General features: G+C 72.6%; 19 protein-coding genes. 13 read left to right on the top strand and 6 right to left on the bottom strand.

Annotated elements, in window-relative coordinates; genetic code table 11:
• Positions 1 to 20 precede the first annotated feature (20 nt).
• The gene (locus tag ACQP12_RS04830; RefSeq protein WP_433285312.1) at positions 21 to 704 is read left to right on the top strand and encodes a hypothetical protein; all 684 of its coding nucleotides are present in this window, start codon (positions 21 to 23) and stop codon (positions 702 to 704) included.
• 56 nt (positions 705 to 760) lie between these two features.
• Here the strand turns inward: ACQP12_RS04830 and ACQP12_RS04835 are convergent, their stop codons facing one another.
• The 3 genes from ACQP12_RS04835 to ACQP12_RS04845 are packed head-to-tail and all read right to left on the bottom strand — an operon-like array spanning position 761 to position 3,065.
• Entirely contained in the window at positions 761 to 1,750 is a 990-nt protein-coding gene (locus ACQP12_RS04835; protein ID WP_357947526.1) for an ABC transporter permease, read from the bottom strand.
• Entirely contained in the window at positions 1,747 to 2,637 is an 891-nt protein-coding gene (locus ACQP12_RS04840) for an ABC transporter ATP-binding protein (RefSeq protein WP_433285315.1), read from the bottom strand. Before ACQP12_RS04840 ends, ACQP12_RS04835 begins: the two co-directional genes overlap by 4 nt.
• A gap of 11 nt (positions 2,638 to 2,648) precedes the next feature.
• On the bottom strand, positions 2,649 to 3,065 hold the full coding sequence (locus ACQP12_RS04845) for a GntR family transcriptional regulator (RefSeq protein ID WP_433285317.1): 417 nt from the start codon (positions 3,063 to 3,065) through the stop codon (positions 2,649 to 2,651).
• A gap of 106 nt (positions 3,066 to 3,171) precedes the next feature.
• Between ACQP12_RS04845 and ACQP12_RS04850 the strand changes: the two genes are divergently transcribed.
• The gene (locus tag ACQP12_RS04850; RefSeq protein ID WP_433285319.1) at positions 3,172 to 3,609 is read left to right on the top strand and encodes a hypothetical protein; all 438 of its coding nucleotides are present in this window, start codon (positions 3,172 to 3,174) and stop codon (positions 3,607 to 3,609) included.
• 81 nt (positions 3,610 to 3,690) lie between these two features.
• On the opposite strand, the gene gabT is transcribed toward ACQP12_RS04850, so the two are convergent.
• Both gabT and ACQP12_RS04860 read right to left on the bottom strand, forming a co-directional pair.
• Positions 3,691 to 4,959 carry a 4-aminobutyrate--2-oxoglutarate transaminase gene (gene gabT, locus ACQP12_RS04855; protein WP_433285321.1) on the bottom strand — a complete coding sequence of 423 codons (1,269 nt, stop codon included), beginning with the start codon at positions 4,957 to 4,959 and terminating at the stop codon, positions 3,691 to 3,693.
• Between the two features lie 3 nt (positions 4,960 to 4,962).
• The gene (locus tag ACQP12_RS04860; RefSeq protein WP_357947511.1) at positions 4,963 to 6,399 is read right to left on the bottom strand and encodes a gamma-aminobutyraldehyde dehydrogenase; all 1,437 of its coding nucleotides are present in this window, start codon (positions 6,397 to 6,399) and stop codon (positions 4,963 to 4,965) included.
• A gap of 141 nt (positions 6,400 to 6,540) precedes the next feature.
• Here ACQP12_RS04860 and ACQP12_RS04865 point away from each other — a divergent pair, with 141 nt between their 5' ends.
• A complete protein-coding gene (locus ACQP12_RS04865) occupies positions 6,541 to 7,980 on the top strand; it encodes an aldehyde dehydrogenase family protein (RefSeq protein ID WP_433285323.1) in 1,440 nt (479 codons plus the stop codon).
• Between the two features lie 6 nt (positions 7,981 to 7,986).
• Here ACQP12_RS04865 and ACQP12_RS04870 read toward each other — a convergent pair whose 3' ends face one another.
• The gene (locus ACQP12_RS04870) at positions 7,987 to 9,219 is read right to left on the bottom strand and encodes an SUKH-3 domain-containing protein (protein ID WP_433285325.1); all 1,233 of its coding nucleotides are present in this window, start codon (positions 9,217 to 9,219) and stop codon (positions 7,987 to 7,989) included.
• 81 nt (positions 9,220 to 9,300) lie between these two features.
• On the opposite strand from ACQP12_RS04870, the gene ACQP12_RS04875 reads away from it, so the two are divergent.
• The 10 genes from ACQP12_RS04875 to ACQP12_RS04920 all read left to right on the top strand — a co-directional run bounded on the left by ACQP12_RS04875 (position 9,301) and on the right by ACQP12_RS04920 (position 19,463).
• On the top strand, positions 9,301 to 9,714 hold the full coding sequence (locus tag ACQP12_RS04875) for a YbaB/EbfC family nucleoid-associated protein (RefSeq protein ID WP_433285327.1): 414 nt from the start codon (positions 9,301 to 9,303) through the stop codon (positions 9,712 to 9,714).
• Positions 9,715 to 9,718: 4 nt separating this feature from the next.
• Positions 9,719 to 10,075, top strand: coding sequence for a hypothetical protein (locus tag ACQP12_RS04880; protein WP_357947498.1), 357 nt, complete (start codon positions 9,719 to 9,721; stop codon positions 10,073 to 10,075).
• A 24-nt stretch (positions 10,076 to 10,099) separates the two neighbouring features.
• The gene (locus ACQP12_RS04885) at positions 10,100 to 14,377 is read left to right on the top strand and encodes a toxin glutamine deamidase domain-containing protein (protein WP_433289129.1); all 4,278 of its coding nucleotides are present in this window, start codon (positions 10,100 to 10,102) and stop codon (positions 14,375 to 14,377) included.
• Entirely contained in the window at positions 14,377 to 14,823 is a 447-nt protein-coding gene (locus ACQP12_RS04890; RefSeq protein WP_433285330.1) for a hypothetical protein, read from the top strand. Before ACQP12_RS04885 ends, ACQP12_RS04890 begins: the two co-directional genes overlap by 1 nt.
• A 53-nt stretch (positions 14,824 to 14,876) precedes the next feature.
• The gene (locus ACQP12_RS04895) at positions 14,877 to 15,461 is read left to right on the top strand and encodes a DinB family protein (protein ID WP_433285332.1); all 585 of its coding nucleotides are present in this window, start codon (positions 14,877 to 14,879) and stop codon (positions 15,459 to 15,461) included.
• A 28-nt stretch (positions 15,462 to 15,489) separates the two neighbouring features.
• A complete protein-coding gene (locus ACQP12_RS04900; RefSeq protein WP_433285334.1) occupies positions 15,490 to 15,696 on the top strand; it encodes a hypothetical protein in 207 nt (68 codons plus the stop codon).
• Positions 15,693 to 16,421: a deoxyribonuclease V gene (gene nfi / locus ACQP12_RS04905; protein WP_433285336.1), complete on the top strand. Its 729-nt coding sequence runs from the start codon at positions 15,693 to 15,695 to the stop codon at positions 16,419 to 16,421. Before ACQP12_RS04900 ends, nfi begins: the two co-directional genes overlap by 4 nt.
• Before the next feature lie 473 nt (positions 16,422 to 16,894).
• Positions 16,895 to 17,872, top strand: a complete 978-nt coding sequence (locus tag ACQP12_RS04910) for a hypothetical protein (RefSeq protein WP_357947486.1) — start codon at positions 16,895 to 16,897, stop codon at positions 17,870 to 17,872.
• Between the two features lie 185 nt (positions 17,873 to 18,057).
• Positions 18,058 to 18,270 (top strand): Trm112 family protein, encoded by a 213-nt coding sequence (locus ACQP12_RS04915; RefSeq protein ID WP_151465048.1) that lies wholly within the window; start codon positions 18,058 to 18,060, stop codon positions 18,268 to 18,270.
• Positions 18,267 to 19,463 (top strand): SIS domain-containing protein, encoded by a 1,197-nt coding sequence (locus ACQP12_RS04920; RefSeq protein WP_433285339.1) that lies wholly within the window; start codon positions 18,267 to 18,269, stop codon positions 19,461 to 19,463. The genes ACQP12_RS04915 and ACQP12_RS04920 overlap by 4 nt, the downstream gene beginning before the upstream one ends.
• Positions 19,464 to 19,476 lie beyond the last annotated feature (13 nt).

Below are 19,476 nucleotides of genomic sequence, written 5' to 3' on the forward strand. Positions count from 1 at the left end.
CGGACGACGGGAGAGACAACGTGAAGGTGCAGCGCAAGCACGTGCTGGCGGCGACCGTGGCACTGGCCGCCTCGGCGGTCGTCGCGGTGGGCACGGGGATGGGGTTCGCGGAGACCACCCCGGCCGGGCAGTCGGCCTGTGCGGGGTCGGTGACCTTCTCGGCGGAGGGCGGGGCGCCGGCGGCCACCAGCGACCGCTTCCCGGTGGGCACCCGGCTGCGGGTGACCAACCTGGACAACCGCAAGGTCGCGACGGTCACGGTGACCGGCCCGTCGGGCAGTTGCGTGCTGCTGAACGCGGCGGCCATGGACCTGGTCCGCGAGCCGGGCAAGAACGTGATCCGCCGCAACCTTGTCGAACGCCTCGACGGCGGCGCCCCGGCGACCGGCGCGGCCGGGCCGGGTGGCGGCGCCCCGATCGGCGAGGCCCGGCCGGGCAACGCCCAGCCCGGCGGCGCGCCCGCCAGCGTCTGCAGCGGGGCGATCACCTTCTCCGCCGAGGGCGGGGCGCCGGCCGCCACCAGCGGGCAGTTCCCGGTGGGCACCCGGCTGCGGGTGACGAACCTGGACAACGGCAAGGCGGCGACCGTGACGGTCACCGGGCCGTCCGGGAGTTGCGTGCTGCTCAACGCGGCGGCCATGGACCTGATCCGGGAGCCGGGCAAGAACCTGGTCCGCCGCAACGTGGTGGAACTTCTGCGCTGACCGCGCCCGGTCCGGCGCCGGGTGGAACGCCAGGGCGTTCCACCCGGCCGGGCCGCTCAGGCGATCCGGCGGAGCCGGCGTACGGCGAGGTAGAGCAGGAGGGCGGCGAGCGCGACGAAGATGCCGGTCTCGATCCACTGGAACGGCCAGAACCGGTCCGCCGGCTGGTAGAGCTCCCAGTTGTAGGCGCCCGGTCCGGCGCCGATGTCCGCCCCGCAGCGGCCGCCGTCCGGTGCCTGGCCGCCCGGCGGGCACATGATCCGGGTGTCGGCCGCCAGCATCTTCCCGTCGGCGCTGCGCACACCGCTGGCGAGGACCCAGTTGCCCCGGTCCTCCCGCAGCAGATCGGCCCCCTCGATCGGGAAGGTGAGGGTGCGGGCGGGCTGGTAGTGCGGTCGGGCCAGGATCGCCACCGCCGCCCGGACCCCGATGAACGCGGCCAGGGTGACGCCCATGGCGGGCAGCATCCGGCGCCAGAGTGTGCCGGCGAAGATGCCGAGCGCCACCGCGAAGAGCGTGTAGCCGATCGGGGCGATGCCCTGCAGGTCGAAGACGATGAAGCCGAGGCGGCCCTCGTGCGCGGCCTGGGTCAGCGGGCTCACCCACCAGGCCATGCCCAGTCCGTAGCCGATCGCCAGGGTCAGCGTGACGACGACGACCAGGCCGAACTTCACCAGGGCCCACCGCGTGCGGCCGACGCCCTGCGTCCAGGCGAACCGGTGCGTGCCGTGCTCCACCTCCCGGGCGACCAGCGGGGCGCCCCAGAACAGACCGACGAGCACCGGCAGGACGACAAGCAGGACCGCCACCAGGTTCAAGCTCTGGTACCGGTTGGTGAACTGGCGGAACGCCGACTCGCAGCCGTTCGCGGTGACCGGGTCGAGCTGCGAACGCGCCAGCTGACTGACGCAGTCCGGCAGCCCGAGCTCGGTGAAGCTGTGCCGCATCGACAGGCCGATCGGGATCATCAGGGCCGCGAGCGCGGCGAAGCCGAGGAGGGTGAAGAGCAGCTGCTTGCGGTGCTGCCGCCAGGCCAGCCAGATCATGCCGGCACCTCCCAGGCCGCGTGGCTCGTGGTGGTCTCGCCCTCGGCGAGGTAGGCCAGCACGAGGTCCTCCAGCGTCACGTCGTGCACCGTCCATTCCGGGGCGAGGACCTCGCCGGTCGTACGGACCAGCAGCGTCGACTGCCGGGCGGTGTGGCTCGCCCGGACCACGGTGTCGACCCCCTCGATCGGTTCGCCGCCGTGCCGCGGCCCGACCAGCTGCCGGTGAGCGGCGACCAGGTCGTCGACCGCGCCCGCCAGGTGCACCCGGGCGGCCTGCAGCACGACCAGGTAGTCGCAGACCCGTTCCAGGTCGGCCAGCAGGTGCGAGGAGAGCAGGACGGTCGTCTCGGACTCGGCGACGCTGCCCATCAGCGACTGCAGGAACTCCCGGCGCGCCAGCGGATCGAGGCTGGCGACCGGTTCGTCGAGGAGCAGCAGCCGGGGCCGCTTCGCGAGCGCGAGCGCCAGCGCGACCTGCGCCCGCTGGCCGCCGGACAGCTTGCCGACGGGCAGCTTCGGCGGGATGCCGAGCTGGGCCAGCCGGTTGCGGGCCAGTGCCCCGTCCCAGCGCTTGTTCATCCGGCGGCCCACCTCCACCAGGTCGGCCGCGGTGAAGTCCCGGTAGAGCGGGGTGTCCTGGGCGACGAAGCCGATCTCGGGCAGCACCGACGGGTTGGCGTACGGCGTTTCGCCGAAGATCCGCACCGCGCCGGCGTCCGGCCGCAGCAGGCCGACCGCGAGGTGCAGCAGGGTGCTCTTGCCGGCGCCGTTGGGGCCGACGAGGGCGGCGATCCGCCCGGCGGGCAGGCGCAGCGAGCAGTCCCGCAGCGCCCAGGTTCTTCCGTACCGTTTGCCGAGCTGCTCGGCCTCCAGCGCGATCTCCATCAGCTGTCCTCTCATCCTGCTGAGGCGGGTTCGGCACGCGTCGTGCCCGCGACGAGCGCGGCCCGCATGGTGGTCTCGACCAGGGCGGTGACGTCTTCCGGGGTGAGCCCTGCGGCGCGGGCGCGGTGCAGCCAGGCCACCAGCTCCTCGCGAAGCTCGGCCTGATCGGCCAGCGACGAGCCGGCGATGGTCCGGCGGACGAAGGTGCCGACGCCGGGGCGTCCCTCGACCAGACCTTCGATCTCCAGCTCGCGGTACGCCTTCAGCACCGTGTTCGGGTTGATGGCCAGCGACTGTGCGACGTCGCGGACCTTCGGCAACTGGTCGCCGGGCGTCAGCAGCCCCACCCGCAGGGCCTGTTTGACCTGCTGGATCAGCTGCACATAGGTGTTCACCTTGGACCGGCCGTCCAGTACGAACTCGATCACGAGACGCCCTTCTATTGTCCTACGACAGTAGGACTATAGAACAGGATGTGCCCGCCGTGGGGCCCCTTCTACGGGAGTGTCGGGGGTGGCACCTAGCGTGCCGGGAGTGGGCATTCTGACCGAGTACTTCGCGGCCACTCTGGACCAGGCGCGGGCCGCCGCCGAGACCGGGCCGGGCGACGACCTGGAGCCGCTGCGGTGCAAGAACGTCGAGCCGTTCGTGCTGGGCGGCGCGCTGTGGGAGGCGGTCCGCGCGGGCCGGCTCGGGTCGCCGAGCGCCGGGCTGCACGCCGGCGGGGAGCGGATCGACGGCCACGACGACGAGGGGCCGTACCTCATCCGGCTGGTGCCGGACTTCGTCGCGGAGCTGGCGGCCCTGCCCGACGAGCGCCTGCGGCCGGTCGCGGCCGAGTGGCGCACCGCCGAGGAGTGGATGGGGGAGCCGGAGGTGGAACTGCTGGCCGAGCTGGTGGCCGAGCTGCGGCGGGTGGCGCGGGCGGCGGGCGCGGAGGGGCTCGACGCCTACTGCTGGATGTGCCTGTAGGCGGGAGACGGGTGGAACACCACGGGCGGCACCTGGGGGGATCGACGCCCGTGGTGTTCCACGATCGTGGGCTGACCTCGGTCAGCCGAACGCGGCCTCCAGGATGTCCAGGCCGCGGCCCAGTTCGTCGTCGGAGATGACGAGCGGCGGCAGGAACCGCAGCACGTTGCCGTACGTGCCGCAGGTGAGGGTGAGCAGCCCGGCCGCGTGGCAGGCCGCCGAGATCGCCGCCGTGGCGGCCGGGTCCGGGGTCAGCGTGCCCGGCTGGACGATCTCCACGGCGAGCATCGCGCCACGACCACGCACCTCGGCCACGCGCGGGTCACGGGCGGCGATGGCGCGCAGCCGGTCGACCATGACCGCGCCGATCCGCCGGGCGGCGGCGGCCAGGTCCAGCTCGTGCATGGTCTCGATGGCCGCGAGCGCGGCCGCGCAGGCGATCGGGTTGCCCCCGTACGTCCCACCCAGGCCGCCGACGTGCACCGCGTCCATCAGCTCGGCCCGCCCGGTGACCGCGGCGAGGGGCAGCCCACCGGCGATGCCCTTGGCCAGGGTGACCAGGTCCGGCTCGACGCCCTCGTGCTGGCAGGCGAACCAGTCGCCGGTCCGGCAGAACCCGGTCTGAATCTCGTCGGCGACGAACACCACCCCGGCGGCGGTCGCCCACTCGCGCAGCCCCGGCAGGAAGCCCTCGGCCGGCACCACGAAACCGCCCTCGCCCTGGATCGGCTCGATCAGCAGCGCCGCCACGTTCTCGGCGCCCACCTGCTTCTCCACCATCTCGACGGCCCGCGCCGCCGCGGTCGCCCCGTCGAGGCCGCCGTCACGCAGCGGGTACGACACCGGCACCCGGTAGACCTCGCCGGCGAACGGCCCGAACCGGTGCTTGTACGGCATGTTCTTCGCGGTCAACGCCATGGTCAGGTTGGTCCGGCCGTGGTACGCATGGTCGAAGACCACCACCGCCGGCCGCCCGGTGGCGTGCCGGGCGATCTTCACGGCGTTCTCCACCGCCTCGGCGCCCGAGTTGAACAACGCCGAGCGCTTTTCGAAGTCGCCCGGGGTCAGCGCGTTGAGCTGCTCGCAGACCGCCACGTACGACTCGTAGGGCGCGACCATGAAACAGGTGTGGGTGAAGCGCTCGACCTGCGCCCGGACCGCCTCGACCACCCTCGGCGCCGAGTTGCCCACGTTGGCGACCGCGATGCCGGCCGCGAAGTCGATCCACTCCCGCCCGTCGACGTCGGTGATCGTCCCGCCGCCCGCGTGGTCGACGTAGGAGGTGATCGTGCTGCCGACGCCCCGGGCGACGGCGGCCCCGCGCCGCTTGTGCAGTTCCTCGCTCGACATGGGTCAGCCCTCGATGTTGTGCATGACGTGCTTGATCCGCGTGTAGTCCTCCAGGCTGTAGACCGAGAGGTCCTTGCCGTGCCCGGAGTGCTTGAAGCCGCCGTGCGGCATCTCGGAGACGAACGGGATGTGGGTGTTCACCCAGACGCAGCCGAAGTCCAGCCGGCGGGTCATCCGCATGGCCCGGCCGTGGTCCTTCGTCCACACCGAGGCGGAGAGGCCGTAGTCCACGCCGTTCGCCCAGCGCACCGCCTCGTCCTCGTCGGAGAAGCGCTGCACGGTGATGACGGGCCCGAACACCTCGTCCTGGATGATCTCGTCGGCCTGGCGGACCCCGGAGACCACCGTCGGGGCGTAGAAGTAGCCGCGCTCGCCGACCTGGGAGCCGCCGGTGTCGACCTTCGCGTGATCCGGCAGCCGGTCCACGAAGCCGCGTACCCGGGCGAGCTGGTTGGCGTTGTTCAGCGGGCCGTAGAGCACGTCCTCGTCGTCCGGGGCGCCGGTCTTCGTGTTGCGGGCCTGCTCGGCGAGGGCGGCCACGAAGTCGTCGTGGATGCCCGGCCCCGCGAGCACCCGGGTTGCGGCCGTGCAGTCCTGACCGGCGTTGAAGTAGCCGCCCACCGCGATGGCCTCGGCCGCCGCCGCCACGTCCGCGTCGTCGAAGATCACCACCGGGGCCTTGCCGCCCAGCTCCAGGTGGGTCCGCTTGAGGTCCGGCGCCGCCGCCGCGGCGACCTCCATGCCGGCCCGGGTCGAACCCGTGATCGAGACGAACTGCGGGGTCGGGTGCGACACCAGCGCCCGGCCGGTGTCCCGGTTGCCGCAGACCACGTTGAACACGCCCGGCGGCAGGAACTCGGACGCCATCTCGGCCAGCAGCAGCGTCGACACCGGGGTGGTGTCGGAGGGCTTCAACACCACCGTGTTGCCGGCCGCCAGGGCCGGGGCGATCTTCCAGACCGCCATCATGAGCGGATAGTTCCAGGGCGTGACCTGGGCGCAGACGCCGATCGGCTCCCGCCGCACGTACGAGGTGTGCCCGGCCATGTACTCGCCGGCCGAGCGCCCCTCCAGCAGGCGGGCGGCGCCCGCGAAGAAGCGGAACTGGTCCACCGCCGGCGGCAGTTCCTCGTCGGCGGTGAGCTGGCGGGGCTTGCCCGTGTTGCGGACCTCGGCGTCGACCAGCTCGGCCGCCCGGGACTCCACGGCGTCGGCGAGCTTCAGCAGCGCCTTCTGCCGCTCGCCCGGGGTGGCGTCCCGCCAGGTCTCGAACGCGGCGGCGGCCGCCTTCATGGCCGCGTCCACGTCCGCCGCACCGGAGACCGGCGCCTGGGCGAAGACCTCGCCGGTGCACGGGTCGATCAGGTCGGCGAAGCCGCCGTCCACCGGGTCGACGTACTCGCCGTTGACGAAGTTGCGCAGCTGCTGCTGATCGCTCATCAGAAGTCTCCGAGGGGTGGCCGGGGGGAAGGTCTGCGGAGGTTATCGCAATCTGACTGCCATCTTGGCTACTAAATCCGAGGCAGACAAGGGTTTGAGCAACTGTTTCCGCGCGGCCCTGCGTGGTCTACGCTGCCGAGCGTGGAGCCGAGAGCCTTCTATGTCGCCGGCCGCCCCGCCCACGGCGAGGGTGAGCTGACCGTCACCCACCCGTACGACGGCCGGACGGTGGGGCGTACCACCCTCGCCACGCCCGACCAGGTCGAAGCCGCCGTCGCGGCAGCCGCCGAGGTGGCCGCGGCGGCCGCGGCCCTGCCCGCGCACGTCCGCGCGGCGGCCCTCGACCACGTCTCCCGCCGGCTGGCCGACCGGGCCGGCGAGATCGCCGCGCTGATCACCGCCGAGAACGGCAAGCCGGTGAAATGGGCGAAGGCCGAGGTGGGCCGCGCGGTCTCCACCTTCCGCTGGGCGGCCGAGGAGGCCCGGCGCTTCTCCGGCGAGCTGCAACGCCTCGACACCGACCCGGCCGCCACCGGCCGGATCGCGCTGGTCCGGCGGGTGCCCCGCGGCCCCGTCCTGGGGATCACCCCGTTCAACTTCCCGCTGAACCTCGTCGCGCACAAGGTCGCCCCGGCCCTCGCCGTCGGCGCCCCCATCGTGGTCAAGCCGGCCCCGGCCACCCCGCTCTCCGCGCTGCTGCTCGGCGAGATCCTGGCCGAGACCGACCTGCCCGAGGGGATGTTCTCGGTGCTGCCGCTGCCCAACGAGCGTGCCGCCGAACTCGTCGCCGACCCCCGGCTGCCCGTCGTGTCGTTCACCGGCTCCGGGCCGGTCGGCGCGGCCATCCGCCGGGCCGCCCCCGACAAGCACGTCACCCTCGAACTCGGCGGCAACGCCGCGGCGGTGATCTGCGAGGACTGGGCGTCCGACGGGGACCTGACCTTCGCCGCGCACCGGATCGCCACCTTCTCCAACTACCAGGCCGGGCAGTCCTGCATCGCGGTCCAGCGCGTGTACGTGCACGAATGGCTCTACGACGGCTTCCTGCCCCGGCTCGTCGCGGCCGTGGAGGAGCTGCGCACCGGCGACCCGACCTCCGAGCTGACCGACGTGGGCCCGCTCGTCTCCGTCGAAGCGGCCCAACGCGTCGAGGCATGGGTCGACGAGGCGGTCGCCGCCGGGGCCACCATCGAGGTCGGCGGACGCCGGGACGGCGCCGCCTACCCGCCCACCGTGCTCAGCGGGGTGCCGTCGTCGGCCAAGGTCCACACCGAGGAGGTGTTCGGGCCGGTGCTCGTGGTCGCCCCGGTCACCGACGCCCAGGCCGCGTTCGCCGCGGTCAACGACTCGGCGTACGGGTTGCAGGCCGGCGTGTTCACGCACAACCTGCAGACCGCGTTCCTCGCGGCCCGGACGCTGGAGGTCGGCGGTGTGATCATCGGGGACGTGCCGTCGTACCGGGCCGACCAGATGCCCTACGGCGGGGTCAAGGGCTCGGGCGTGGGGCGGGAAGGGCTGCGCAGCGCCATGGACGACTACACCGAGCCGCGGGTCATGGTGCTGACCGGGGTGCAGCTGTAGCGGGGCTTACCAGGTGCCGTCGTCGCGGACCCGGGCGGGAGCGCGACCGAGCAGCAGGGTGGTGAGCGCGGCGTCGATGTCGGGGCCGAGGAACCACTCACCCGCCTGATCGAGCGCGAAGATCCGGCCGTGCTCGTCGACGGCGATGATGCTGTCACCACGCTCGGTTCCCAACGGAAACAGTCCGACGCCCAGCACCATGGCGAAATCCGCGAGAGTGTCCGCGGTATGGGCCATGTCTCGGGGACGGATGCCGAACCGGGAAATCCATACCTGCTCGCCGGGACCTCGGCGACGACTATCCAGGCCGGGAAAGGCAGTAAGAGTCGGCATCACGGCGGGGAAGACGGCGTGGTCATGCCGCCTGCCGCTTACTGCCCGGACGTCCCTGACCGCCGCTTCCGCCAGCACCTCGTCTCCGAAGTGAGGGCGCCAACCCGCTTCCACGAGGGCATGCGTGACCTCAGCCGGGAACCGCCCAGGGTCGGGGTCGACCTCGGGCCGGGATCGCCATTCCTCTGCATAGGCAAGAACTGGCCACGGTAGGGCGGTGAAGGCCACCAGGAATTGCACGCACGAGTCGCACGGCACCTTCGCAGGGCCGGCCGCTCCGTCGCCCGCCTCACGGATTCGGAAGAACTCCATCCGGCTGCGGCCGAGAAGTGCCTTTGCCTCCTCCGCGTCCATTGGCGGCAGGCCATCGGCGGCGCGGAGGTGATCATGCTCATGCAGGACGTCGGAGACGACGATCATCTCGGCGTGCCGGTCACCACCCCGGACCAGGTGGCCGGTGGGCAAGTCGTCCAGATAGGACCGCACCAGCGGATGGTGGTGCAGCTCGACGTCGCCTTTGGCGCCCTGCGCGACGTGCGTGCGACCGTCGACGGTGAGATGGGCCGCGGCGCCGGGCGTGGGCAACCGGGTGATCTCCCGGAGCAGTTGGCCGGACGGGTCGACGGTGCGCGGTGCGGGTGACGCGCCCGGCCGGCGCTGCCGGAACATCTGCTCGACGACGTCGGCCGGCACCCGGGGCCAGGTCGACAGCTCGCCGGTCTCCTTGTCGATGACCGTGGTCGGCAGGTCACCGGGAAGAGCCCGGGCCTCGGCGGACACAGTGGACGTGACCAGGTAGCCGAGGTCGAACTCCTCGACGACCGGAGTGCACGGAAATCCCAGGCGCTCGGAATCCCGTCGAGCCCAGACGGCGGCGAGTTGCTCGGCCTGCTGTCGTTCGATCACAGCCTGAAGTTACCGGACCCCACGGACTCCGTGGCGCCCGGTATGGTCGGCCCTACTGACGGTGACGGAAGGGGAGCGGCGGTGGCCGAGAGCGCGGACCGGGATGCGAACCGTGCGCTGCGTGCGCGGTTCGACGAGGTGTACGGCCAGTACCAGCGACTTCGGTCCGGTTTGGACGAACTGCAGATCAGGCTCGCCGAGCTGCGGGTGACCGAACGCTCCGACGACGGCCAGGTGACGGCGGTCGTGGGCGCCCGCGGCGAGCTCATCAGCGTCGAGGTCGCTCCGTCGGTGTTCCGCGAGCGGGACGCCGGCGCGCTGAGCCGGAAGATCACCGACACCGTGCTGCGGGCGTCCCGCGCCGCGGTCACGGCGACCCGTGAGCTGGTCGCCGGCTACCTGCCGCCCGGCTCGCCGTCGGTGGAGTTCCTGCGTACCCATGACTTCGGGGCGTTGCTGGGCCGGGCCGACGCCGTCCTGTCACGCGGCGAGTGACGGCATGGCCGACGGGGAGATCTGGCTGGATCCGGACCGGGCCCGGCGCGGCGGAGCCGACCTGGCCCTGGCCGGAGAGGCGGTCAGCACCTCCCGGCGGGAGGCGGGCGACCCGATCGCGGCCGCCGGCGCGCAGCGCCCGTGGGGCCGGGACGACATCGGGGCCGCCTTCGACAAGCACTACCAGGGCTACGCGGGGACCCTGCTGCGCGCCTGGGAGATTCTCGGCCGCTCCCTCGAAGGGCTGGGCACCGACGTGGTGCGTTCCGTCGCCGCCACGGTCGAGACCGACCTGACCAACGCCCGCCAGATCGGCGAGATCCCACACCAGCAGCACAACCCGCACCGGCCCTGGCGCTGACCACCGGAGGATCCGCGCGTGAGCATGCTGCCCAGCCCGATCCCACACCCGCTCGACCACTGCCCCTGGGACGTGCCCGGCTGGATCTACGAGGCGCTCGACTGGGTCGTCGGCGTCGAGTGGCCGGAGGGCAACGAACGCGCCGTCTGGGACCTGGCCGACCAGTGGTACGGCGTCGCCGACGTCCTGGCCGGCCCGCGGAACGACGCCACCAGCGCTGCCGGCGAGGTTCGCAGCGGATATGGCGGCGTCGGCCTGGTGGCGCAGGCGTTCGACATCGCCTGGGGCAAGGTCGCCGAGGGCGAGGACGCGCCGCTGCACATCCTCGTGGCGGCGACCGGCGAGCTGGGCAAGCTGGTCGACTCGTGCGGCTGCGACATCGAGGGCGCCAAGCTCGAAGCCTGGATCGAGCTGGGCATCCTGGTCGTCGAGTTGCTCTCGCTCGCGGTCGCCACCGTGCTGACCCTGGGCGCCGCCTCGCCGGCCGCCGGTGCCGCGATCGCGGCCAGCCGGGTCGCCGTGCAGCAGATCTTCAAGCGGCTGGTGGCCCAGTTGGCCCGCAAGGCCGTCAAGGAGGGGCTGAAGGAGGCCGGCGAACGGGCCGCCAAGGAGGTCGTCAAGAGCGGCGCCCGTGGGCTCGCCCGCCGGGCCGCGCTGGGCGGCCTGGTCGAGGCGGGGCAGGAGGCCGGCACCAGCCTGGCGACCCAGGCCTACCAGAACTCCACGGGCCGCCGGGGCGGCCTGGACCTGACCGACCTGGGCATGTCGGGGCTCGGCGGCTTCGCCGGCGGCGCGGCGGCGCCACTGGCCGGCCTCGGGCGGCACGCGCACGGGCGGTTCGCCCAGGTCGGGGAGCGCTTCGGGCGGGAGATGGCCGGCGAGACCCTGGCCGAGAGTGCGGCGGGGCTCGCCACCGGTCAGGACCTGTCGCTGGAGGACATCGCCCGGGCAGCGGCCTCCGGCGCCAGCGGCTCCGCCAGCGAGCAGGCCGACAGCGCCCTGCACCACCGGCTCGACCAGAAGCTGGGCGGTCTTCCCGCACAGCCGGTGTCCCTGGGGCTCCCGCCCGCTGCCGACCCAGCCAACCTGACCCCCACCCAGACAGAGTCAGGCCCGTTCCTCGGGCGGTCCCCTCAAGAGTCCGCCTCGCCCACCAGTGCCGTTGAGTCTCGCCTGGCGTCGGATGCCGCCCCTTCGCTGACGGACCGGCCGGCCCCGATGCATCACGCTTCCGTCGACCCGGATTCTCCGGCGACGGGCGGCTCCGACGCGATACTCCGCTCGGCGCAGGTAGATGTCACAGCGAACCCTGCGTCGGTGGAAATGACAACGAGCCCCACGCTCTCGTCCGTCACCCTTGACGCGACTAAGACCGGATCGCCGATTCCCGGCTACACCGAGTTGAGGCCCGGCCCGCTCAACACGCCGACTGTGCCCGACATAGGTACACCGAGCCAGGCGGCACCGGCGCAGGCGGGAGCGGCCCCGACGGTGGTCGGAGCACCCGCCACCCCTGCGCACGACCCGGTATCAATGCTGCCGGACCGCTCCGCCGTCGGCGGGGCAGATCGGCCCGTCCCGCTGTCCGGACCACCGGCCGCGTCCCGCGCCGCGCCGGCCGTCAGTTCGATGACCGGGCCGTCCAGCACCGGCCCGGACGTTCGATCCACGCCGAATCCTCGATTTCCGCTGCTGGACGCGCTTGCCCCGAAGCGGCCCGCCTCCGGCCCGCCGCCGTCGCCGCCCGGTCCGTTCGTTGGGCCTCCCGAGTCTCGGAGGAGGCGGGAGGATCAGGCCGCTCGGTTGGCAGCCGGCCGGGAAACCCTGGAAAGACGCCACTACGAACGCAATCTCCAGGAACAACGGCAGTGGTATGAGGAAAGCCGGCGGCAACAGGAGGCGGAATGGCTCCGGGTCCGAGCCGACCACTTCCACCGTGCAGCGGGCGAATACGGTGAACGGGCGTTCCAGCTGCAGCACACAGGCCGCCACTTACGCGCGGAGCGTTGGCAGCAGGCCGCGCGCGAGGCCAGCGCAGAGGCCAATGACCTGCGTGAGATGGCCCAGCAGGTCCTCACAGGTTCAGTAGCGCCCGCCGAGGTGACGGTCGAGGACGACCGCGACTTCTACCGGATCAATGACGATGTCGCCGACCTCGCACTCGGTGCCGTCGAGACGCCGGACCACTCGGCGCTCACCGGCCACGGCCATCCACCACCGATCGACCGCTCCCGCCGCTACGGGATGCGGGGCGGCCTCCGGCCACCGCTCGCACTGCACCAGACCGACCTGGAACGACAGGTGCCGCGCAATCCCGACGGCAGTGTGGTGCGGACCCCCGATCCCCGCCGAGACGGGTGGTTCCAGCTGGCGAACGACGGTGGACCCGCGGCGGACGCCACCCGGGGCATCAACTGCCTGGACTGCACGTTGTCGCTCTTCGAGACCTGGATGCACGGCCGGCCGCGGGTCTCCGCGCCGCGTACCTTCGACGGCTACCTGCTCGGAGACGTCCGTCAGCCGGTGGGCGGCGAGGTGGACGGGCCTCTTCGGGTCGAGGAGATTACGGGCGGGCGGTTCCAGAACCTCTGCCCGGCCGCCCTGCCCGGGGCCTCCGACCACGACACGCGTGCGGTGATCGAGGACGGTTACCGCGACCTGCGCGGGCAACTCCTGGCGGGCGGCCACGGCAGCTACGCGTTCCTCATCACCACGTACGAGGGCGGTGGCTCACACGCCTGGGTGGCGCTGAACCAGAACGGCACGGTCCTCTACCTCGACCCGCAGACGGGTCGGATGGGAGGGCATCCGCTCTACACCCACAGCGGTGTCCCCAGTCCCCGCAACCTGGTGGGCGTCGACGCCCTGGTGCTCGGTCCCGACGGCCGGCCGATGCCGCTCGCGGGCCTGCCGCCGGGCGACTACAACGTTCTGCCCGAGCCGGTGGAACCACCGGCGCCGCCCCGACCGCTCGACCCAGCACCACCACCGCCCGTCGACGGTGATGCACCGGACTTCAACCACGTGCACCTGCTCGGCGAATCCACCACCTTCCACCACCGGCCGGACGGCACCTCGTTACCCGGCGGCGCTCCGGACGCGGAGCCGGAGGCGGTCCAGCTGCGGAACGCGCACCGGGACGCGCACACCGACCGGATCGCCGCCGGGCTGTACGTGCGGGATGCCCTGGCCGCGAGCGCGAGCCTGGACGAGGTCTTCGCCGCCGGGGTGACCCCGGTCGAGCTGGCCCAACACGTCGACGGGCCGACGCTGCAACGGCTGGTGCCGGAACTGGACTCGGCGACGGCCGGCGACCTGACGCGACTGCTCGCCGACCCGCGCGTCCGGCAGATGCTCGACCACACGTGGGAGGCGCCGCCCCGAGGCGAGGAGCTGCTGGCCGAAACCCTGGTACGGCAGCTCGCGCAGCGGCCCGACCTGGTCCGGATGATCCTCTCGACGCCGGAACTCGCCAACTCGCTGACCGCCCGCCCCGTCACCCTCCACCACCTAGCCAGCCACCAGAAGGCAATCGACGTCCTCAGCGAGGTCTTGGAGGAGATTCACGAGCGGGGCCCAGCAGCCGTGGCCACAGGGCTGATACCGCCGGTGGAACCCACGCCACTCAGTCAGGAGCAGGCGGAGGCGAGTGCGCGTTTCGACGGCGAGCGGCCCACGGCCTTGCAGCCAGGATTCGATGAAGCGCGGTCGGGCGACATGAGGTATCGCGATCAATACCTGGACCACTTATATCAGGCCGCAGCGATGGCGCAGCACGAGATTGACTCGCTAGGCCGCGAGTTGGCTGAGATGTCATCGAACGAGGCTGAGTATCAACCACGACCCGGGCCGAAGGAGCGTAGGCGGGCAGAGGACAAGGTGACTAAGTATGGCGGGAACGCCTCTCGCCTCCGAGATCTCGCAGCCGGCCGGGTTTCCTATCAGACGCTGGATGGCCTCTACCTCGGACTTGCGCAACTTGCGGCTAATCCACTGATACAGGTGGTGAGGTTCGAGGATCGGTTCCGCGAGCCACAGGACAGCGGCTACCGAGACGTCCAGTTCCTGTTGCGAACCTCGACCGGGCATATTGCGGAGTTCCGGCTTCAACTTGCTGCTCTCGATCAGGTGGCGGAGTGGGAACACTCGCTGTTCGAGGTGTGGCGCGACCTCGAAGCGGTGCCGGGGGAACAGGGACGTAGTCTCTCGGACACGGAGTCGGCGATTCGCAACGGCATCATTCGGCGCCAGCGTGAGCACTTCTGGGCTGCGCTCCAAACAACCTTGAGCGGTGGGCGGTAATGACGGAACCGATGGACGGCTTGAGCCTCTCGGGCTACTACGACTATTACGACACTCCCGTGAAGATTGTGCCGACCCGGGAGGGGGGATTCACCGCTTGGAGGTTGGACCGAGGGACGGGCGGTTGGCGACCCGCCAATGACATCGTCGACGAGATTCTGTTCGCGATGGGTGGAGACATCTTTGTTCGTTCGGCTGAACGGTTCGTGCAGCGCGTTGAAGAGGAGCGTGGGCGCTACACCAAGGGTGAGGGGCCAATCTTCGCTCTCTACGAGACGGTCAACGCCATCGAGGACGTGGCCATCGCCGAAGGCCGTGCGTACACGCCCGAGGAGGCAACGCTGATCGCCGGCATTCGTCGGCGGACGTTTGTGATGTTCGAGGAGCAGCTTCAGCAGGCTGGCGATCCCGGCGCCGACCCCACCATCGCCGCCGCCGCATCCTGATCCCGCCGTCGAATTGACTTGCCGGCCGCCGTCTCAGGAGAGAAGGCCCCGGCATGTCTGATGCGGCTACCAGCACCGGGACCGATCGACCCACTCCCCAGTTCGCCTGGTCGAACATGTTCGTCACGCCGGAGGACGACCCCCGTTCGGAGGGCGGGTTCGACGACGAGCTGAGCGTCCTGGTCAACTACCTGAGGGATCAGCGCCTCACCCTCGAACTCAAGTGCGCCGGCCTCGACGCCGAGCAGTTGGCCCGGCGGTCCGTCCCACCGTCGCCCATGTCGCTGCTGGGGTTGGTCCGGCACCTGGCGGAGGTGGAGCGGGGCTGGTTCCGCCGCACGATGGCGGGCGAGGACGCACCGCGGATCTGGCGGGACCAGGCGAACCCGGACGCCGACTTCAACGGCGCCGTGGGCGACCCGCCCGTGATCGAGGAGGCCTGGGCGGCCTGGCGGGAGGAGGTCGCGTACGCGGAGCGGTTCGTCGCCGAGGCCCCGAACCTGGACGTCAAGGGGCGGCACGGCGACGGGGAAATCTCGCTGCGGGAGCTGCTCGTGCACATGATCGAGGAGTACGCCCGGCACAACGGCCATGCCGACCTGCTGCGCGAGCTGATCGACGGCCGCGTCGGCCAGTGATCCGTACCGGGGCGGCTACGGTGATCCGATGACCGGTTCGCCACGACGTCAGGCAGCCTCCTGGGTCGCGGGCCTGCTGATCGGGCTAATGATCGGCCTGCTCACCATCGGCGGTGCCGCCGGGGCGGCCTTCGGAATCGGCATCGGCCTGGCCTTCGGGATCGCCCTCGCCAACATCCCCACCCGCAACCCCGGCCCGAACCGCGACGCCGATCCGGAGGACGGCCGGCCGTGACAACGGGCGGAGTGCCGTACCGCCCGCCGTCCGACGTGGCGGAGGCGCTGCGCGTACAGGAGGAGTTGCGGTCCCGGGTCGACCTGGTCGGGCCGGGGCCGACCGCGCCCGCGACGGTCGCCGGGCTGGACGTCGCCTACGCGGAGAGCGGTGACCGGCTCGCGGCCGCCGTCACGGTGCTGGACGCGGCCACCCTCGCGGTGGTGGACGAGGCGGTGAGTGTGGGCCGGCCGGCGTTCGACTACGTGCCGGGGCTGTTCGCCTTCCGTGAGCTGCCGGCGTTGCTGGCGGCCCTGGAGCGGTTGACCGTCCGGCCCGACCTGCTGGTCTGCGACGGGCACGGGCTGGCGCATCCGCGTCGGTTCGGGCTGGCCTGCCATCTCGGGCTGGTGACCGGGCTGCCCGCCATCGGGGTGGGGAAGACGCCGCTGGTCGGAGTCTGGGACGAGCCGGCGCCGGAGCGCGGCGCCTGGACGCCCCTGCGTGACGGCGGTGAGGTGGTGGGTCGGGTGCTGCGGACCCGCGACGGGGTGAAGCCGGTCTTCGTCAGCGTCGGACACCGGATGAGTCTGGACAACGCGGTGGACCGGGTGCTGGCGTTGACGCCCCGATACCGGCTGCCGGAGACGACCCGCACGGCCGACCGCCTCTGCCGCCAGTCACTTCCGGCCGACCGCCCAGCCGTCGCACCAGCCGGCCATGGCGATCCGGCCGCGAGCGCCTGACGGCCAGCCGGACCCGAGCCCGATCTTGCGCGCGTCGATGTGAATCTTGGACAGTTGCCGTTCGGAGCGAACGGTAAGTGTCCAAGATTCCCGCCGCGCCTGACGGCGACCGCCGCACTCGTCGGGAACTGCCCGCGCCTGACGGCAGCCGCCGCGTCCGTCGAGCACTGCCGGGCCCGACGGCAGCCGCCGCAGGAACTGCCGCCCCCGGGAACCGCCGCGCCCGTCCAGAACCGCCGCGCTTGTCGGGAACCGCCGCTCCTGACGGCAGCTTTCGCGTCCGTCGGCAACGGCGATCCGGGCCACGAAGGGCCCGAAGTGATCATGCGGGTGGGCCGGGTCGCGTCGAGGATGGAGCGGGTGTCGCGGGGTGTCGCGGCACACATGCGGGGCGCTCGATGAGCCGGTGCCCCTCCAGGCCGGTAGTAACCTGACCGGCGGATCCCGTCCGGGGCGGAAACGGTGAGGTGGAGATGTCGGTGAGGCGACACGCGGCGCGGTGGGCCACGGTCGGCGTGATGCTGGGCGGCCTGGTGGCCGGCGCGGCGTCCCCGGCGCTGGCCGCCGACGACCGGGTGGAGGTGCGCTCGGCGAGCCGTTTCACAGCCGGTGGCTCGGCGGGCACGGTGGCGGTCGAGGTGCGCAAGCGCACCGACGGCTGTGTGCTGCTCCGCACCGCGCTGGGGCTGCGGCTCGACGGGCTGCGGGCGGACCAGGTCCAGGTGCAGGTGGCCAGCGGCGGCCGGTGGTGGCCGGTGCCGCTGTCCGGCGGTGGCGGCGCGGTCGCCACGACGCAGACCTCACCCGCCAAGCCGACGCTCTGCAAGGGCAAGGGGATCACGGTCCGCTACCGGGTGACCTTCCTGGCGGGCGCGACCGGCGGCCAGCTGGACGTGGTCGGCGAGGCGAGCGCCGCGAACGGCCGGGTGCTGGGCCGGTCCGCCGCCTCGGCACGGGTGGTGGGTGCGAAGCCCACCGCCAGCCCCAGCCCGACGCCGTCCCGCAAGCCCTCGCCGACCCCGAGCGCCGTCGTGACCACGCAGGCCGAGACCGGCACCACCTCGGCGGTGGCTGCCGGGCTCGACCCGGCCGCCGGCACCGCGGCCGACGACTCGTCCTCCGGAGGTTCCCCGATCATGTGGTTCGGCATCGCGCTGGTGCTCGTCGGCGTCGCGCTGATCGTGCTGCTGGTCCGCCGCAGCCGCGCGGAGAAGACGGACGGGCAGCCGGGCGCCGGTCACCCGCCGGTCCCGCTCCCGCGCGGCAGCACGACCTACCGCTCCGGCGCGCCCGCCGGTCAGGTGTACGGGCAGCAGCCGCCCGCCCCGACGCCCCGCCCGACCGGGAGCGTCTACGGCGCCCCCACGGTCACGACCGACCGGCCGGACGGCGAGCCGCCGGCCGCCGCGGGCGGCGACGCCACGACCGTGCTGCCCCGCGTGCCCCGCTGAACCGGAACCCGGCCGGTCGCCGGGGTTACGGTGACGGTGGGTGACGGCGACCTGACCGGGTCGCCGCGCACCGGCCGCCGGGTGCCGCGATGTGGCGCGGTGCCCGTGCCGGTTCGCCGATAAGATCGCGTGCGCCGGACGGCACCGTCGACCGGTGAGACCGCATACGTGGAAGGAGCCGCGCTGTGGCCCTGGACCCGCAGTTGCTCGAGATCCTCGCCTGCCCGGACACGCACCACGCACCGCTCGACTACGACCCGCAGGCCCAGACGCTGACCTGCACCGAGTGCGGTCGGATCTTCGAGGTCCGGGACGACGTCCCGGTGCTGCTCCTCGACGAGGCGCGCGGGGGCCCCGCGGCGGACGACGCGCGCGGCGGCTCCGCGTCGCCGCGATGATGGAGGGCACGGCCGGGGTCAGCGGGCACCGGCACGCGGACGAGTCACTGCTGGACAATCCGGACCGGCTGGCCGAGCAGGATCCGGGCGGGATGCTCCGGTTCACCGCCTCCGCCGGCGCCCAGGTCCGTGAGTCGGCGGCGCTGGCCGCCGAGGCGAACCTGACCGTCCTCGCCGACGAGGGCCGCCCGCGGGCGGTGGTCATCGCGGGCATCGGCACCGCCGGGCGCACCGGCGACGTGCTCGCCACGGTGGCCGGGCCGCGCTGCCCGGTGCCGGTGATCCCGCACCGCAGCGCCGGCGTGCCGGGCTGGGTGGGCGCGGCGGACGTGGTCATCGCGGTGAGCGCCTCCGGCCGCAGCCCCGAGGCGCTGGGCGCGGCCGAGGCCGCCCACCGGCGGGGTGCCCGCCTGGTCGCCGTCGGCGCGCCGGACTCGCAGCTCCAGTCGGTGGCCGAGCGGGCCCGCGCGCCGTTCATCCCGGTGCCCCGGCGCGCCCCGGCCCGGGCCAGCCTCTGGGCGCTCACCGTGCCGGTCCTGCTCGCCGCCCGTACGCTCGGGCTCGTGAAGGTCAACGAGGCGGACCTGGCCGAGACCGCGGCCCGGCTGGACGCCGACGCCGACCGGTGCCGGCCCACCGCCGAGTCCTTCGTCAACCCGGCGAAGTCGCTGGCCCTGGGCCTGTCCGGGTCGATCCCGATCGTCTGGGGCTCGTCGCCGCTGGCCACCGTGGCGGCCCGCCGCTTCGGTGACACGCTCTCCGCCAACGCCCGCTACCCGGTGGTCACCGGGGCGTTGGGCGAGGCGGGCCGGGGCCGGGTCGGTCTGCTCGACGGCGTCTTCGGCGGCCTGGTCGAGGGGGAGCGGGACATCTTCGCCGACCCCGGCGAGACCGAGACCGACGCCACCCGGCTGCGGCTGGTGCTGCTGCGCGACGGCGGCCTCAATGCCGAGGACGACACCGACGAGCCGCTGGCCGTCGAGGAGCGCCGCGCGGACGCGGTGCAGACCCTCGCCGAGCGGCGCGGGGTGCGCTGCGACATGGTCACCGCGGAGGGCGGGTCCGCGCTGGAGCGGCTCGCCTCGCTGATGGCGGTCCCGGATTTCGCCTCGGTCTACCTCGCCCTGGCACACGGACTGGACCCGATGGCCGTGCCGGCCATCACCGAGATGAAGGAGCTGGCGAACCAGTGAGCACGTGCGGCAT

The sequence above is a fragment of the Micromonospora sp. CA-244673 genome, assembly GCF_050948395.1.
Taxonomy (GTDB): domain Bacteria; phylum Actinomycetota; class Actinomycetes; order Mycobacteriales; family Micromonosporaceae; genus Micromonospora.